The sequence below is a fragment of the Nonomuraea sp. NPDC050680 genome, from assembly GCF_040654555.1.
Lineage (GTDB): Bacteria > Actinomycetota > Actinomycetes > Streptosporangiales > Streptosporangiaceae > Nonomuraea.
The window spans coordinates 416,950-433,020 of record NZ_JBFAIF010000001.1 but is presented as its reverse complement, the minus strand read 5'-3'; the positions used below and the strand labels follow the sequence as shown (position 1 = coordinate 433,020).

Genomic DNA, 16,071 nt, shown 5'->3' with positions numbered 1-16,071 from the left:
GTGTCCACGGACCAGGTCAAGAAAGCGCGCACGCTCCCTACGGTGTCGGCGCGTCCACGGACCGGGGCCAAGAAGACGCACGTCACGGCGCCCAGCCCGGTGAACCGGAGGAGCGTGCCCCTGGACAGACCTCAGCCGCATATGGCGGGTGGGGCTCACCGGGCCGGCCGTAAAAATAGCAATAACACCCACCCATCGGACGCTGAGGGAGTCCGGGGGCGGCCACTAGGGTGGCCGGATGCACGTTGTTGAACTCGAAGGCGTAGGAGTCCGGGTCGCCGGCAAGTCGCTGCTGAGTGCGGTCGACTGGCGAGTGGAGTACGGCGAGCACTGGGCCGTGCTCGGGCCCAACGGTGCCGGCAAGACGACGCTGCTCTCGCTGGCCGCCGCCGTACGACACCCGACGGAGGGCACGGTCAGCGTCCTCGGCCACCGGCTCGGCCGGTCCGACGTACGCTCCCTGCGGCGCCACATCGGCCTGGTGGCCTCCAGCCAGCGGCTGATCGACGAGGAACTCCTGGAAGAGGAAGGCGCCACCGCCCTCACCGTGGTGCTCACCGGCCACACGGGCACGAGCGCCCCGCTCTGGGACAAGTACGGCGACGCCGAGCGGGACCGCGCACTGCGCCTGCTGGGGGACGTGGGCTGCAAGGACCTGTCCGAGCGCTTGTTCCGGGTGTGCTCCCAGGGCGAGCGGGCCAGGATCAGGGTGGCCAGGTCGCTCATGGCGGACCCGGCGGTGCTGCTGCTCGACGAGCCGTTCGCCGGCCTCGACCTGCCGGCCCGCGAGGATCTCATCGAGGCGGTGGAGGACCTGGCGACGACCAGGCCGGTGCTCACCACGGTGACGGTGACCCACCGCCTGGAGGAGGTACCCGCCACGACCACCCACGCCATGCTCATGCGCGACGCGCGCGTCCTGGCGTCGGGGCCGGTCACGGACGTCCTCACGCCGGCCAACCTGTCCGACTGCTTCGGCCGCCCCCTGCACGTCGACCGCATGGAGGGTCGCTGGTACGCCAGAGCGATCCGCCACTAGGCCGGCCGCACGCCGGCATCGCGTATCCCGGTGTCACAGGCGCACTGGGCGACCGGCGATCACGAGGGCGACATGTTCGGACTCGTCGGCGAGGCGCTCATTGAGCCGCCCCAACTCGTCCCTGAACGCCCGGCCGCTGGCCGTCGCGGGCACCACGCCCATGCCCACCTCGTCCGACACGGCCACGATCCGCTGGGTCGTACCCCGCCACGACGCCACCAGCTCATCGCAGCGCGCGGCGACCGGCGCCCGATCGCCGTCCCAGGCGCCGCACTCGTCGAACACCGCCGCCAGCCACGTACCCAGCCCGTCGACCAGCAGCGGTGTCGTCGCCGCGCGGATCGCCCCCGCCAGGTCGGTGGTCTCCACCGTCGCCCAGTGCGCGGGCCTGCGCTCCCGGTGGGCTCGCACCCGCGCCGCCCACTCACCGTCGCCTTCGCCGCGCGAGCCGGTGGCGACATAGGTGACATAAGGGTCGGCGGCCAGTCGTAGCTCGGCCTCCGCCGACTTGCCCGAACGGGAACCGCCCAGCAGCAGGGCCCTTCTTGGCTGTGCCGGAGCCGGTGGAGCGGTGAGTGCGGTGTCGAGCGTCGTCCCGTCCGGCACTGCTCGTACGTTCCACAGGGCGAGCCGCCGCGACAGCTCCTCTTCGGATCTGACCCGGTGGTCCAGCCCGACGGCCACCACCTGGGTGCCGCCGGCCACCAGGCCCGCCTGCCGCAGAAGCCCGATCCGCTCGGGCCGGTCGAGCGGATCGACCAGCACGATGTCGTACGGGCCAGCCGGGGCCTTTGTTGCCTCCGGGGCCGCCTCCGGGACCGTCGTGGCGGCTGAGGGCCCCGCTGCATCCTGGGCTGCCGTCGCGGTTGGGGGCGCGTACAGCAGGCGGGTGCCGTCGTGGCCCTCCAGGCCGTGACCGCCGGCCAGGGTCCGGTAACCGGGCGGCACGTCGTAGAACGGGAAGCGCGCCACACCGTCGACGACGAGCTCGAACGGTCGTCGATGGCCGGCGGGAAGCCCGGCACACGAGGCGCACGGGCAACCCGGCTCCGGCCAGCCCGTGCGGCCCGCGGTACCGGCGAGAAGGAGTTTCACCGGGCCGAGCGTACATAGCCCTCGGCATCCCGCCCGCAGCGGAACTGCCGGTTTCGCCGGGCGAGGCGGAGGCGTCGAGGTCGGTTTCACCGGGCGGGGTGGAGGCGTCGAGGTCGGTGCCGGCGCCGGCCCTGGCCGGGTGGGCGTTGATCGCCACCACGTCCCCCTGAGCGTTCACACGGGCCTTGGCGGCCGAGGCCAGTGGTTGGGCCATGGAGGCGTTCTCCGCGCCCGTCACGCACTTCGTCAGCCCCTCCACGGGCGGTTGGGGCCGGCGGAGGATGCGGCGATGGCGCGATCGACGGAGGGCGCGGCGACGGCAGGTAAGACGGTGGGTGCGGCGAGGGCGGGGGAAGGGGGTGGCGAGGAAGGCGGCCGCCCCGGAGGGGGACTCTCCTCGCCGCGCAAGCCACCCGAGGGGGACTCTCGTCGCCGCGCGAGCCGCTCCGAAGGCGACTTTCGCCGCCACACGATACGCGCGCAGCATCGATTGACCTCCAAGCTCGGGAGTAAGGTTCCAGTGCCGTCGGAGGGTGCGTCGGCGAACCCGCGGAAAAGGAGCGTATGGCATGACATGGCGGTGGCGTTATGAAAATGCAAATGGTGGTGAGGTGACGGATCGCCCTTTGCCGCGAGAAGTTTTTCCGAGCCAGGCGGACGCGGAGTCCTGGCTTGGCGAGAACTGGGGTGAGCTGCTGGAATCCGGGGTCGAGCAGGTGGCGCTGCTCGACGAGGACCGGGTCGAATACACGGGATTGTCATTGCGTCCGGAGTGAAACAAGGAGAAATGAAAAACCCCTTGAGCGTCATTGTCGCTCAAGGGGTTTTTGCTGCCGGGGATGTTATGGGCGCTTCGGCGGGCTGGCCGTCTTGGCGGGATCGCGCTCGACCACCGGGCCGAGCACGGAGTCGATCCGCTCCAGCACGTCGGAGTCGAGCTTGACCCCGACCGCCTTGACGTTGTCGCGCACCTGCTCCGGGCGGGAGGCGCCGACGATGGCGCTGGCGACGTTCGGGTTCTGCAGGACCCAGGCGACCGCGAGCTGCGCCATGGTGAGGCCCAGGTCGGCGGCGATCGGCTTGAGCTCCTGGACGCGGGTGAGGACGTCGTCGTTCATGAAGCGGGCGATCATGTCGGCGCCGCCGGCCGAGTCGGTCGCCCTGGAGCCTTCCGGCGGGGCCTGGCCGGGCAGGTACTTCCCGGTCAGGACGCCCTGCGCGATGGGCGACCAGACGATCTGGCCGATCCCCTCACGCTCGCTGAGCGGTACGACCTCCGGCTCGATGACGCGCCAGAGCATCGAGTACTGGGGCTGGCTGGACACGATCCGGTCGAAGCCCATGTCGTCGGCGATCTTCAGCGCCTGGGCGATCTGGTCGGCCGTCCACTCGCTGACGCCGATGTAGAGGACCTTGCCCTGCCGTACGAGATCGTCGAAGGTCTTGAGCGTCTCCTCCAGCGGCGTCTCGAAGTCGAAGCGATGCGCCTGGTACAGGTCGACGTAGTCGGTCTGCAGACGCCGCAGCGACCCGTGGATGGACTCGGTGATGTGCTTGCGGGACAGGCCGCGGTCGTTCGGGCCGGGGCCGGTCGGCCAGTAGACCTTGGTGAAGATCTCCAGCGATTCCCTGCGTACGCCCTTCAGGGCCCGGCCGAGGACCGACTCGGCCTTGGTGCCGGCATAGACATCGGCGGTGTCGAACGTCGTGATGCCCTCGTCGAGCGCCGCCTGCACGCACTGCTTGGCGGCGTCCTCCTCGACCTGGGAGCCATGGGTGAGCCAGTTGCCGTAGCTGATCTCGCTGACCTTGAGACCGCTGCGACCGAGGGTACGGAATTCCATAGATCCGACCTTAGGCCCGTCTCATGAAGTGATCTAAATCGGGATAGGGTGCGCGACGTGCTGAAGCTCGTACGGCTGGCGCTGACCGCGGCCATCCTGACCGCGATAGCGGTACGGCTGCGCCGCCGGGCCCGCAGCCTGAAGCAAGGGACGGAGCAAGGGCCGGAGCCGACCGGCCCCGAGCTGATCCTGGGCCGCCCCGGCAGGGCTGATCTGGCGCGTTATCGGGTGCGTGGCAAGGCGCGGCCGGTGGTGGCGCTGCTCGGTGTGGGCGCGCTGACCGCGGTGGTCTTCGGGGTGTTCGTGCTCATGGGAATGCCGATCCACGACCGGGAGGAAGACCCTGTCGGCGAGATGTTCCGCGACGCCGCGAGGCGCTCAGCCATGGCCGCCACCGCCGAAGCCGCTCCTGACGAGCTCGCCACCGCTGAGCCCACGTCCGCCCGGCCCACTCCTGACGAGCTCGCTCCCGACCCAGCGTCCTCGACGCCTTCGCCCGTCGTACCCGATCCGTTCTGCCACCCCGAGCCGCGGCCGGTCACCGTCCGGCCGCTGGACCCGAAGGTGAAACGCGCGGTCGACCGCCAGTGGCGGCGCGTCGAACGGTGGCTGAAGGCCAACGCGCCCAAGACGTACGCGACGCTGGGCCGTCCGGGGCGCGCCAAGACGATCGCCGTCGCCGAGTCGCAGATGGGCGTGGACTTCCCCGACAGCCTGCGCGCCTCGCTGCTGCGCCACAACGGCTCCAGAGGAACCGGCGCCTTCGGCTTCGGCGCCTGGTTCGACGGCGCCGTCAACCTCGGCATCCGCGACATCAGGGACACCTGGCGGGCTCTCTGTGCGAACCACGGCACCGACCCGGCGATCGGGTGGTGGCGCGGCCGGACGATCCCCTTCCTCACCTTCGGTCAGCGTGAGAGAGGGGACCTCGAGTACGCCGTGGTCGACTCCATCGGCGGCAAGGTCGGCTGGGACGACACGGTCTCCGGCATGAGCCCGCGCCTGCCCTCCTACTACGCGCTGATGGCGACCGTCGCCGACAGCCTGGAGAACCGTACGGAGTTCGACGGCTGGCGGCCCACGGTCACGCGAGGGGTGCTGCGCTGGGAGAAAGCGGAGTGAGAACGGCGAGAAGCCGGAGCGAACCGCGTTACTTCTTGGCCGGAACCGGCTTGCCGCCCGGCAGGACCGCGGGCGGCGGGAAGCGCAGCTTGCGGATCTGCAGAGCCCGCATCGCGGCGTAGAAGCCGACGCCGCGCAGGCTCTCCTTGGGATGCTTCTCCGCCACCAGCTTCTTGACCCGCCAGGCCACGAAGATCGAGGTGAAGAGCACGCCGATCATCATGATCGGCCAGCCGATCGTGATCACGTAGCCGAGCACCAGCGGACGGATGTCGGTGGGCCACGGGATCCACGTCGCCAGCAGGATCACCAGCGAGAACGGCAGGAAGTACTGGCTCGGCAGCCGCCGCGAGTCGACCCAGTCGCGCGCGAACTTGCGCGCCGGGCCCTTGTCACGGGCTGGGAAATAGCGTTCATCGCCCGCGAGCATGCCCTTACGGGCCCGCTCGCGCTCGACAGTCTGCTTGGCGCGGGCCTGTCGATAGGCCTCTTTGCGGTCCTTGGGCGCGGTGACCGGCTGGCGCCGTCTGCCTTCCGCGTCCCGGCGCTTGGGTGTGGGACGACCCTTGCCCTGGGGCTTAGGATCGTCAATGGGGACGGGGGTGTCGTCCACGGAGGTTTGGGAACGGCGTCGCAACACGACCTCAACCCTACCTGGATGGCAACTTAGTGACGCCCCCGTGCGTTATGCGTAGGGTAATCCCAAGGCGGCTGCGCTGCACTGGGTGAACACCAGCACGACCTAAGAAGGGGACGGCCGACGCGCATGAGCGTGATGAAGAGACTTTCGATGATCTTCAAGTCCAAGGCCAACAAGGCCCTGGACAAAATGGAGGATCCGCGCGAGACCCTCGACTATTCCTACCAGCGGCAACTGGAGCTGCTGCAGAAGGTACGCCGGGGCGTGGCGGACGTCGCCACCTCGCGCAAGCGGGTGGAATTGCAGGTCAACGGCCTCGAACAGCAGGCCAGGCGCTATGAGGAGCAGGGCCGCAAGGCGCTGTCCGTCGGGCGTGAGGACCTGGCCCGTGAGGCCCTCCAGCGCCGGTCCAATCTGCAGGGACAGATGGCCGACCTGAAGATCCAGCACGAGAATCTGCAGGCCGAGGAGGAGAAGCTGACCACGGCTTCCCAGCGGCTGCAGGCGAAGGTCGACTCCTTCCGTACGAAGAAGGAGACGATCAAGGCCACCTACACCGCGGCCGAGGCGCAGACGCGCATCAACGAGGCTTTCTCCGGCATCTCCGAGGAGATGGGCGACGTCGGTCTCGCGATCCAGCGCGCCGAGGACAAGACCGCGCAGATGCAGGCCCGCGCCGGCGCCATCGACGAGCTGCTCGCCAGCGGCGCGCTCGATGACTACAGCGGCACCCGCGGCGACGACATCCAGGCCGAGCTCGACCGCATGGGCGGCGGCATGGACGTGGAGCTGGAGCTGGCCAGGATGAAGGCCGAGCTCGGCCAGGGTCCCGCGCCCAAGAGCGCCATCGAGCCGGGCCAGGGCGGCCAGCAGGGCGCGCCCCAGCAGGCTCAGCCTCAGAACACGCAGCAGCTGCGCCAGCCTGGGGAGGGCGCATGATCGTCAGAATCATGGGCGAGGGGCAGGTCGAGATCTCGGCCGAGGACATCTCTGTGCTCAACCAGCTCGACAGCGAGCTCGAGTCGGCCATCGAGTCCGACGACGAGGCGAGCTTCCGGGTCAAGTTGCACGCCCTGCTCGACAAGGTGCGCCACGTGGGCAAGTCGCTTCCCGACGACAGCCTTGAGCCGTCAGAGCTGATCCTTCCCCCCGCGGACGCCTCGATCGAGGAGGTCCGGGAGATGCTGGGCGACCAGGGCCTCATCCCGGGCTAGCCATGAACACGCGGTTCGCGCCCGATCGCGGCCTGACCACCCGCATGGTCGTGACGATGTTCCTGCTGGGGCTGCTCTACGTGGCCTTCATGGGGGTCCTGATCGCCGTGGGCGTTCAAGGACTGGTCGTGCTGGTGCTCGCCGGGGGCCTGCTGCTCGCGCAGTACTTCCTGTCCGATCGCATCGCGCTGTTCGCGATGCACGGCCGGGAGGTCTCGCCGCAAGAGGCTCCCGAGCTCCACGGCATGGTCGACCGCCTGTGCGCGATGGCCGACATGCCCAAGCCGCGGGTGGCGATAGCGGATTCCGACGTCCCCAACGCCTTCGCCACCGGCCGCAACCAGAACAATTCCGTCCTCTGCGTGACGACCGGCATCCTGCGCCGCCTGGAGCCCCAGGAGCTGGAAGGCGTGCTGGCACACGAGCTGTCGCACGTCGCCCACCGTGACGTCGCGGTCATGACGATCGCCTCGTTCCTCGGCATCGTGGCCGGTCTGATGACCAGGTTCGCCCTCTACACCGGGCTGGGCCGCAGCCGCGACAACAACGGCGGCCTGCCGATCGGGCTGATCATCATGCTGGTCTCGATCGTCGTGTACGCGATCAGCTTCCTGCTCACCCGGGCCCTGTCGCGCTATCGCGAACTGGCCGCGGACCGGGCGGGCGCGTTGCTCACCCAGCGGCCCTCGGCCCTGGCCAGCGCGCTGACCAAGGTCACCGGCGACATGGCCAGGATCCCGAACCAAGACCTGCGTGAGGCGGCGCCGTTCAACGCCTTCTACTTCGCCCCCGCGCTGGCCAAGGGCGCCTCCATCGCCACCCTGTTCTCCACTCACCCACCGCTGGAGCGCCGCCTGGAGCAGCTGGCCAGGATCTCCGCCCAACTCGGAAGGGGCTGACCGCATGGGCTGGCTCGACACCCTGCTAGGCCGGTCGAAGCCTGCACCGCCCAACCTCGACGCACTGTTCGCGCTGCCGTCCGCGGCGGTGACACTGCAGGCCGCCACCGGTCTCGTTCCCACCGGTCTCGGCTCGGTGTCCTTCCGCGCGGCGGAGGGTGGCGCGTTCGCCACCCTCGAAAGCGACGTACAGGCGCTGCTCGGCGACCGCGTCGACAAGTCGTCCGACGGTTACGGCTACACCTGGCTCCTGGTGCGGCGATCGCCCGACGACGTCAGCGACCTGGTCACCGAGCTGCACGCGGTCAACGCCTCGCTGGAGGGCGCCGGATTCGGTCCCTCGCTGCTCTGCTCGCTGGTGTCGTTCACTGATCCCAACGGCCGGCGGCTTGCGGTCGTCTACCTGTACAAACGCGGCACGTTCTACCCGTTCGCGCCGCTGTCCGGCCAGCACCGCGACAACGCGCTCGAACTCCAGGCCAGAGGCGCGCTGGAAGGCGAGCTGCCGCTGGAACAGGATCTCGGCCGCTGGTTCCCGGTATGGGGCGCCCCCGGGCTCTGATCGCACCGGGTGATCTAATGATCACGTGGAGCGAAGACTGCTGGTGCTCGCGGCCACCGCCTTCGTCGTGGCGGCCGTCCTGTACAGCGCCTGGATGCCAGGTCAGTTCACCAGCCCGCTGGCCGACCGGACCGCTGGCCTGGTCGGCGAGCTGGCGGCGCGCGACCAGCCCGCGACGCGCCTGTTCAGGGCCGCCGACGTGCTGGCGGGCCTGGCGATCGTGCTGGGGGTGGCGCTGACACCCAGGGTGCGGCGGGAGCGGTTCGCCTGGCTCGGGGTGGCGGCCTTCGGCGTTCTCGTGCTCGCCGGAGGGCTGTTCCCGCTCGACTGCGCCGCGCTGGGCGATCCCGTCTGCGAGCTCGGCCCGCTGTCGCTCGCGCACCACGTCCACGCCGTGACCGGTGTGCTGGCCACGGCCGCCGTGCTGGCCGCGATGGGCTTGCTGAGCCGATACTGGGACACCTGCGTCGCCTGGCTCATCACCGGCACGGCTCTGGGCGTCACCGCACTGACGCTGGCGGCCATCGCGGGTGGATACCCGGCGGGGCTGGCGCAGCGCGGGCAGGCGACGCTGGTGGCGGTTTGGCTGGTGTACGTCGCGCTGCGGCTGCTGGAGGCCGACGACCCTCCCATGTTGCCCGGCGAGGGGCCGCATGTGGTCGTGCAGGGTGCGGGGCCGGTCGTGCTCATCAGCGCGGGACTGGGCGGTGTGTCGTCTCACTGGGACGGGGTGGCCGCCGAACTGGCCCGGAGCCACCGGGTGATCCGCTTCGACCGGCCCGGTCTCGGCCGCAGCCCCGCCTCACCGGCTCCACCCACTCTGTACGGGGAGGCGGCCCGCCTGGCCGCCCTGGCCCCCGCCCATCCCGAACAGGTCACCGTGGTGGCCCACTCGGTGGCCGCCTGGCACGCGGAGGCGTTCGTCAGGCTGCATCCGATGTGCGTGTCCCGGCTGGTGCTGGTCGACCCGAGCCGGGCCGACCGGCACCGGGGCGCCTCGTCGCTCGGCAGGTCCGTCGGCCGATGGCTGCCCGCGCTGGGTGGTGCCTGGGGTGCCGCCGCGCTCGCCTTCCTGACGGGGCCGGTCGTCCATCGGCTGGTCAGCGGCTTGCCGGACCCGGGGCGCGGGTACCGTACCGGCCGGGTGCTCGCCGCGGCGGCGGGGGAGTTTCTGGCCCGGCGGGACATGGCGGCAGACCTGCGCCGCGTCCGGGCGCGGCATGCCTTCCCGGACGTACCGGTGACCGTGATCAGCCCGGTGAACGTGATCGGCACGGGCGGGCGGGCGCGACGCCAGGAGCGGCTGGCCGGCGACCTGAACGCTGACCTCGTCCGCCTGACCTCCTCAACCCGCCGCCTCCACCTCGCCGCCTCCGGCGCGATCATCGACGCCGTCCGCGGCCTGTGACGCGACGGCGCACCCCGGCCTGTGACGCGACGCCGTCCGCGGCCTGTGACGCGACGGCGCACCCCGGCCTCAGCGGCGGAGCGCGGAGCGACCCGGCGAGAGTGTTGCGGCTGGTGTGTGCGTCGATGGGCTGACGCGGAGCCGCGTAACCCACCAGAATGGCGGAAAAGACGCCATATATGGGGGTTGTACATGCCGGACCTCGTGGCCCTCAGGCCAGGGGATCCCGCGTCGGTGGGGGCGTACACCCTGTCGGGGCGGCTGGGGGAGGGCGGGCAGGGGACCGTCTACCTCGCGACCGCCGCCAACGGCGCGCAGGTCGCGGTGAAGCTGCTCCGCGCGGACCTGGCCGGGGACCACGAGGCGTCGGAACGGTTCGTCCGCGAGGTGGCGATGGCTCGGCGGGTCGCCCCTTTCTGTACCGCTCAGGTCATCGAGACGGGATTGTCCGGCGGACTGCCGTACATCGTCAGCGAGTACATCGACGGCCCGACGCTCGATGACGTGGTGCGTACGGACGGTCCGCGCTCGGGGACGTCCCTGCACCGCCTGGCGATCGGTACGGTGACCGCGCTCGTCGCCATCCACCAGGCGGGCATCGTGCACCGCGACTTCAAGCCGTCGAACGTCGTGCTGGCCTCCGACGGGCCCCGGGTGATCGACTTCGGCATCGCCAGGGCGCTCGACCTGACCTCGTCGCTGACGGCCAGCGCCATCGGCACACCGTCGTTCATGGCGCCCGAGCAGCTCACGGAGGCGGCTCCCGGGCCTCAGGCGGACATGTTCGCGTGGGCGTGCACGCTGCTGTTCGCCGCATCCGGGCAGCCGCCGTTCGGGCAGGACAGTCTGCCGGCGGTGGTCAACCGTATCATCCATACCGACGCCGACGTCACGCCGGTTCAGGATCCGGCGCTGCGCTCGCTGGTGACGGACTGCCTGGCCAAGGATCCAGGGCGACGGCCGACGGCGAGTGAGGCGCTGATGCGGCTGCTCGGCCACGGGCCCGGCGGCACCGCACCCCGCCTCCTGGACCAGCCTGGCGGCGCCGCACCCAGCCTCCTGCATCAGGGCACCGCCGTGGCCGCCTCGGGCCCGGTTCCGCCGGTGAACTCGGGCCCCATGCCGGCGATGGGCTCCACGCCTGCGCAGGTATCCGGGCCGCCGGGCGGCTCGGGGCCGGTGCCGTCGACGCACCAGCCGTACCAGCAGCCTCCGCCGCCCCCGTACGCGCGGCCGCTGTACCAGGGGCAACTCCCGCTGACCCAGCCGCCCGCCCGGACCGGCGGCAGGCGGGGCATCGGGTGGATCGTCGCCATAGCCGTCGCGTGCGCGCTGGCGCTGGCCACGGTCGGCGGCATCGTCGCCGTACGGCTCGCGGCCCTGCCCGGCCCGATCGGCACCTCCTCGCCGACACCGGACGACACCGACAGCACGGATGCCTCGTACACCCCGACCCCGACCCCGACCCCGACCCCGACCCCGACCCCGACCCCGACGCCGAGTTCGAGCCCCACGCCGAGCCCAACCCCGACCCCCACGCCGAGCCTGGGCCAGAGCACCCGGACCATCGCGTTGCCCGGCACCTCTGTGGAGATCCGGGAGAACGGCTCCGACCCGATCAAGCTGGCCTCCTACAGCCTGAACGGCGACAAGGGCGTCTACGTCCGGCGGGCCGCGTCCGACGACTTCACGCTCGACAACCACTACTTCGAGTACGCCCTGGACGCCGACGGCACCCGCGCGCTCGCCACCGACGTCGACTACAGCGGCGACGGCTACTCCCTCGTGTCGATCATCGACCACCGGACCGGCGCAAAGCGCACGGTGAAACTCAGCACCAAGCCGGTGTTCCCGACGACACCGCGCTGGTCGCCGGACGGCAAGCTCGGCCTGGTCACGCTCTTCAAGGACACGAGCTTCGAGGGAAAGGGCGGGGACAGCGTCGAGTACGGCTACGGCGTCATCGACGTCGCGCGGGGCACCGGCAAGGTCTACCAGGTCAAGGAGAAGGGCGCGGGCGAGTGGCGCTTCTTCTGGGACGCCGGCGGGCAGGCCGTCGGCACATGGGTGGGCGGCCGGATGAAGTTCTACGACCTGGCCGGCAACGCGCTGCGCACGCTGTCCAGCGCGGGCGCGCCCGTCTGGGTGGAGGGCGACGACGTCTCCCCGTCGGGCGGGCTGTTCCTGTCCCACTGCACCGCGGCGGGCGGCACGCTCTGCGCCAGGTCCACGACGGGCGGCGGGAGCACGCCCGTCACCATCCCGTTCGCCACCAACCGGCTCATCGGCTGGTGGGATGACCAGCACCTGGCCGTGTGGCGGGTCAAGGGCGCGGGATACGAGGCGGTTGTGATCGATTTGAAGGGGCAGGTCATCAGAGTGCTGGCCACCGCGGCCAAGCGGGCCGAGTTCGACAAGATGGGCATGCGCTTCAGCCGCGGTACGCCCTGACGAACCCGCTGATCCTACGGACCCTAGGGGGTGCGCGTGGAAACGGAGCACGAGCAGATCGCCGTCGCCGGCGAGGGGGCGGTCTCGGCCGCGCCTGACGTCATGCGGCTGAACGCGGGCGTGGAGGTGCGCAGGACCTCGGCGGCCGAAGCCTTCGCCGCCGTCAGGGCCGCCGCCGTCCGGCTCACGCAGGCGCTGACGGGGGCCGGCCTCGCCCCCGAGGACCTGCGCACCAGCGAGTTGTCCCTTGGCCCCGAGTACGAGGTCTATCCCAAGGTGGCCGCCTACAGAGCCGCGCAGGGCGTCGAGGCGCTGGTCCGCGACCTGCCGCGGGCCGACCGGGTGATCGACACCGTGGCGGCGGTGGGGGAGGAGGCGCGGCTGAACGGCGTGTCGTTCGAGCTGTCCGACCCCACCGCAGCCCTGGCGGAGGCGAGGGAACGGGCGTTCCGCGACGCCGCCGCCAAGGCGGCCCAGTACGCCGAACTCGCCGGGCGCCCGCTGGGCGGGGTCATTTCGGTGACCGAGGAGCTGACGGGCGGCCCACAGCCGATGGTGTTCGCCGCGCTCGCGGCGGACGAGAAGGCGTCGATCAGCCCCGGACGCCAGACCTTGTCGATCGGCGTCCGGGTCGTCTACGCCTTCGGCGACTAACGCGGTTCGTCACGCGACCGTCTCGATCCCTGTGACGGCCCGTCGTGGCTAAGGTCCTTCGGGAGGGATCCCCCTTCGGGGGAGTGGATGGGGACGGTCCGTTGTGTCGGGGTCCTTCGGAGGGATCCCCCTTCGGGGAAGGGGGACGGTCCGTTGTGTTGGGGTCCTTCGGAGGGGTCCCCCCTTCGGGGGAGTGGATGGGGACGGTCCGCCCTTTGGAGGGATGACCGGCGGCCGTGAGGTGTCAGGGGAGGGCCAGCATTCGGTCCAGGGCGACCTTGGCCCAGTGGGTGGTGTCGGCGTCGACCGTGATCTGGTTGACGACCTCCCCGAGCGCCAGGGACTCCAGCGCCCACACCAGGTGCGGCAGGTCGATCCGGTTCATCGTCGAGCAGTAGCAGACCGTCTTGTCCAGGAACGAGACGTTCTTGTCGGGGAACTGCGCGGCGAGCCGCTTGACCAGGTTCAGCTCCGTGCCGATCGCCCAGCTCGAACCCGCCGGCGCTGCCTCCAGCGTCTTGATGATGTGCTCGGTCGAGCCGACGTGATCGGCCTTGAGCACCACCTCGTGCTTGCACTCCGGGTGCACGAGCACGTTGACGCCCGGGATGCGCCGCCGTACGTCATCGACCGACTCGGCCGTGAAACGGCCGTGCACCGAGCAGTGGCCCTTCCACAGGATCATCTTGGCGCGGTCGAGCTGCTCGCGGGTGAGGCCGCCGTTCGGGCGGTGGGGGTTCCAGACGACGCAGTCGTCCAGCGACATGCCCATCTCCAGCACCGCGGTGTTGCGGCCCAGGTGCTGGTCGGGCAGGAACAGCACCTTCTTCATCCCTGCACGGTCTCCCTGCTCGAACGCCCAGTCGAGAGCCCTCTTGGCGTTGGAGGAGGTGCAGACCGCGCCGCCGTTGCGGCCGCAGAAGGCCTTGATGTCGGCGCTGGAGTTCATGTACGTGACGGGAATCACCTGATCGGCGAGACCGGCGTCCTCCAGCGACTCCCAGCACTCCTCGACCTGGTCGAAGGTGGCCATGTCCGCCATCGAGCAGCCCGCTCCCAGGTCGGGCAGGATCACCTTCTGCGCCGGGCCGGTCAGGATGTCGGCGGACTCGGCCATGAAGTGCACGCCGCAGAAGACGATGAACTCCGCCTCCGGCCTGGCCGCGGCCTGCTGCGCGAGTTTGAAGGAGTCACCTGTGACGTCGGCGAACTGGATGACCTCGTCACGCTGATAGTGGTGGCCCAGCACGAAAAGCCGGTCACCGAGCGTCTCCTTGGCCTTGCGCGCCCGCTCCACCAGGTCCGGATCGGAGGCGGGCGGCAGCTCACCAGGACAGTCGACCCCCTTCTCACTGTGCGGATCGGCGTCCCGGCCGAGTACGAAGAGCGGCAGCCCAGTCTGGGTGGCCATGGCCATACCCCCTTATCGTCGAACTGACGATACTCATCATGACATATCGCCCGTAGCGTTTATTCCCGGGGTCCGGAGGGCTGGGAATGTGTAGCACAGGGGATGTGTTGGTAGCGTCTAAGTAGGACGTCGTAAACAGACAGCCGGGTTAGGGAGTCAGCAGATGACGGTTGAGAGCAGCGAGACCACGACGCAGGGCCTGATCCTGACTGACGCGGCCGCCGCCAAGGTCAAGGCCCTGCTTGAGCAGCAGGGCGAAGAGGGCCTGCAGCTGCGCGTGGCCGTGCAGCCGGGTGGCTGCTCAGGTCTGCGCTACCAGCTCTTCTTCGACGACCGCTCGATGGACGGCGACGTCGTGACCGACTTCGGCGGCGTGAGCGTGGTCACCGACAGGATGAGCGCCCCTTACCTGCTGGGCGCCTCCATCGACTTCGTCGACACGATCGAGAAGCAGGGCTTCACCATCGACAACCCCAACGCCACCGGCTCCTGTGCCTGTGGCGACTCGTTCAACTAGTCGATGCCGCCAAGGTCCCGCTCGCATCCCTGCGACGCGGGACCTTCGCGTATCCTTCCTCGCGTATCCTCGTTTGGTTCATTGGCTTGTTGACAACGAGGAAGAAGAATCCCGTGCGCATCGCCGTCACCGGCTCCATCGCGACCGACCACCTGATGACCTTCCCAGGAAGCTTCGGCGAGCAGCTGATCGCCGAGCAGCTCGATCGGGTGTCGCTCTCCTTCTTGGTCGACGACCTGCAGATCCGTCGCGGTGGGTGCGCGGCGAACATCGCCTTCGGCATGGGCTGCCTGGGGCTCAAGCCGATTCTCGTGGGCGCGGTCGGCTCGGACTTCGCCGACTACCGGTCCTGGCTGGAGCGCCACGGCGTGGACTGCGACTCCGTGCACGTCTCCGAGAACCATCACACGGCCCGCTTCCTCTGCACCACGGACGAGCACCACAACCAGATCGCCTCGTTCTACACCGGCGCGATGGCCGAGGCGCGGCTCATCGAGCTGCGGCCCGTCTCCGACCGCGTGGGCGGTCTCGACCTGGTGCTCATCAGCCCGAACGACCCCGACGCCATGCTGCGCCACACCGACGAGTGCCGCCAGCGTGGCATCCCGTTCGCCGCCGACCCCTCGCAGCAGCTCGCGCGCATGGCCGACGAGCAGATCCGCGACCTCGTCGACGGCGCCGCCTACCTGTTCTCCAATGACTACGAGAAGGGGCTCATCGAGCAGAAGACCGGCTGGTCCGACGCCGAGGTCCTGGACCGGGTGGGCGTCCGCATCACCACGCTCGGTCCCAAGGGTGCCGTCATCGACCGCGCGGGCGAGCCGTCCATCCAGGTCGCTCCCGCGCCGGAGCAGGGCAAGGCCGACCCGACCGGCGTCGGCGACGCCTTCCGTGCTGGCTTCCTGTCCGGTCTGGCCTGGGGCCTGCCGCTGGAGCGCTGCGGCCAGATCGGCAACCTGACCGCCACGCACGTGCTGGAGCGGGTCGGCGGCCAGGAGTACGAGCTCGGCCAGAAGGCCTTCCTGGAGCGGTTCGCCGCCGCCTACGGGGCCGGCGCCGCCGAGGAGATCGCGGGCCTCATCCGCTGCCACCACGCCTGACCGCCGCCGCCACCGCTCGCGGAGCGCCCCGCCGCACGCTCAGTGCGGCGGGTGGTGTGTTCCCCCGCGAAGAAGCGGCCTGTACCGCACGGACGCGACCACAGCGGTGGCCCGC

General features: G+C 70.3%; 16 protein-coding genes. 12 read left to right on the top strand and 4 right to left on the bottom strand.

Annotated features, from left to right (window positions below; all coding sequences use genetic code 11):
* The first annotated feature begins 238 nt into the window (after positions 1-238).
* Positions 239-1,039, top strand: coding sequence for an ATP-binding cassette domain-containing protein (locus AB0H88_RS02085; protein WP_357640062.1), 801 nt, complete (start codon positions 239-241; stop codon positions 1,037-1,039).
* Positions 1,040-1,072: 33 nt separating this feature from the next.
* Here AB0H88_RS02085 and AB0H88_RS02080 read toward each other — a convergent pair whose 3' ends face one another.
* Entirely contained in the window at positions 1,073-2,134 is a 1,062-nt protein-coding gene (locus tag AB0H88_RS02080; protein ID WP_357640059.1) for a bifunctional adenosylcobinamide kinase/adenosylcobinamide-phosphate guanylyltransferase, read from the bottom strand.
* Between the two features lie 569 nt (positions 2,135-2,703).
* Between AB0H88_RS02080 and AB0H88_RS02075 the strand changes: the two genes are divergently transcribed.
* Positions 2,704-2,910 carry a hypothetical protein gene (locus AB0H88_RS02075; protein WP_214637851.1) on the top strand — a complete coding sequence of 69 codons (207 nt, stop codon included), beginning with the start codon at positions 2,704-2,706 and terminating at the stop codon, positions 2,908-2,910.
* 66 nt (positions 2,911-2,976) lie between these two features.
* On the opposite strand, the gene AB0H88_RS02070 is transcribed toward AB0H88_RS02075, so the two are convergent.
* Positions 2,977-3,978 carry an aldo/keto reductase family protein gene (locus AB0H88_RS02070; RefSeq protein WP_357640056.1) on the bottom strand — a complete coding sequence of 334 codons (1,002 nt, stop codon included), beginning with the start codon at positions 3,976-3,978 and terminating at the stop codon, positions 2,977-2,979.
* A 57-nt stretch (positions 3,979-4,035) separates the two neighbouring features.
* Here AB0H88_RS02070 and AB0H88_RS02065 point away from each other — a divergent pair, with 57 nt between their 5' ends.
* Complete coding sequence (locus AB0H88_RS02065; protein WP_357640054.1) at positions 4,036-5,100, top strand: SMI1/KNR4 family protein; 1,065 nt, start codon at positions 4,036-4,038, stop codon at positions 5,098-5,100.
* Between the two features lie 28 nt (positions 5,101-5,128).
* Here AB0H88_RS02065 and AB0H88_RS02060 read toward each other — a convergent pair whose 3' ends face one another.
* Positions 5,129-5,740, bottom strand: a complete 612-nt coding sequence (locus AB0H88_RS02060; protein WP_357640052.1) for a DUF3043 domain-containing protein — start codon at positions 5,738-5,740, stop codon at positions 5,129-5,131.
* 126 nt (positions 5,741-5,866) lie between these two features.
* Here AB0H88_RS02060 and AB0H88_RS02055 point away from each other — a divergent pair, with 126 nt between their 5' ends.
* The 7 genes from AB0H88_RS02055 to AB0H88_RS02025 all read left to right on the top strand — a co-directional run bounded on the left by AB0H88_RS02055 (position 5,867) and on the right by AB0H88_RS02025 (position 12,928).
* Positions 5,867-6,679, top strand: coding sequence for a PspA/IM30 family protein (locus tag AB0H88_RS02055; RefSeq protein WP_357640049.1), 813 nt, complete (start codon positions 5,867-5,869; stop codon positions 6,677-6,679).
* On the top strand, positions 6,676-6,954 hold the full coding sequence (locus AB0H88_RS02050; RefSeq protein ID WP_357640046.1) for a hypothetical protein: 279 nt from the start codon (positions 6,676-6,678) through the stop codon (positions 6,952-6,954). Before AB0H88_RS02055 ends, AB0H88_RS02050 begins: the two co-directional genes overlap by 4 nt.
* Before the next feature lie 2 nt (positions 6,955-6,956).
* Positions 6,957-7,853: a zinc metalloprotease HtpX gene (gene htpX, locus AB0H88_RS02045; protein WP_357640043.1), complete on the top strand. Its 897-nt coding sequence runs from the start codon at positions 6,957-6,959 to the stop codon at positions 7,851-7,853.
* 4 nt (positions 7,854-7,857) lie between these two features.
* On the top strand, positions 7,858-8,415 hold the full coding sequence (locus AB0H88_RS02040; protein ID WP_357640042.1) for a hypothetical protein: 558 nt from the start codon (positions 7,858-7,860) through the stop codon (positions 8,413-8,415).
* Positions 8,416-8,440: 25 nt separating this feature from the next.
* Positions 8,441-9,823: an alpha/beta fold hydrolase gene (locus tag AB0H88_RS02035; RefSeq protein ID WP_357640040.1), complete on the top strand. Its 1,383-nt coding sequence runs from the start codon at positions 8,441-8,443 to the stop codon at positions 9,821-9,823.
* Positions 9,824-10,015: 192 nt separating this feature from the next.
* Positions 10,016-12,274 carry a serine/threonine-protein kinase gene (locus AB0H88_RS02030; protein ID WP_357640037.1) on the top strand — a complete coding sequence of 753 codons (2,259 nt, stop codon included), beginning with the start codon at positions 10,016-10,018 and terminating at the stop codon, positions 12,272-12,274.
* Between the two features lie 36 nt (positions 12,275-12,310).
* Positions 12,311-12,928, top strand: a complete 618-nt coding sequence (locus tag AB0H88_RS02025; RefSeq protein WP_357640034.1) for an SIMPL domain-containing protein — start codon at positions 12,311-12,313, stop codon at positions 12,926-12,928.
* A 244-nt stretch (positions 12,929-13,172) separates the two neighbouring features.
* Here AB0H88_RS02025 and nadA read toward each other — a convergent pair whose 3' ends face one another.
* On the bottom strand, positions 13,173-14,345 hold the full coding sequence (gene nadA, locus AB0H88_RS02020; protein ID WP_357640031.1) for a quinolinate synthase NadA: 1,173 nt from the start codon (positions 14,343-14,345) through the stop codon (positions 13,173-13,175).
* A gap of 157 nt (positions 14,346-14,502) precedes the next feature.
* Between nadA and erpA the strand changes: the two genes are divergently transcribed.
* Complete coding sequence (gene erpA / locus AB0H88_RS02015; protein WP_214637841.1) at positions 14,503-14,856, top strand: iron-sulfur cluster insertion protein ErpA; 354 nt, start codon at positions 14,503-14,505, stop codon at positions 14,854-14,856.
* 113 nt (positions 14,857-14,969) lie between these two features.
* Positions 14,970-15,956: a carbohydrate kinase family protein gene (locus AB0H88_RS02010; RefSeq protein WP_357640028.1), complete on the top strand. Its 987-nt coding sequence runs from the start codon at positions 14,970-14,972 to the stop codon at positions 15,954-15,956.
* The last annotated feature ends 115 nt before the right edge of the window (positions 15,957-16,071 follow it).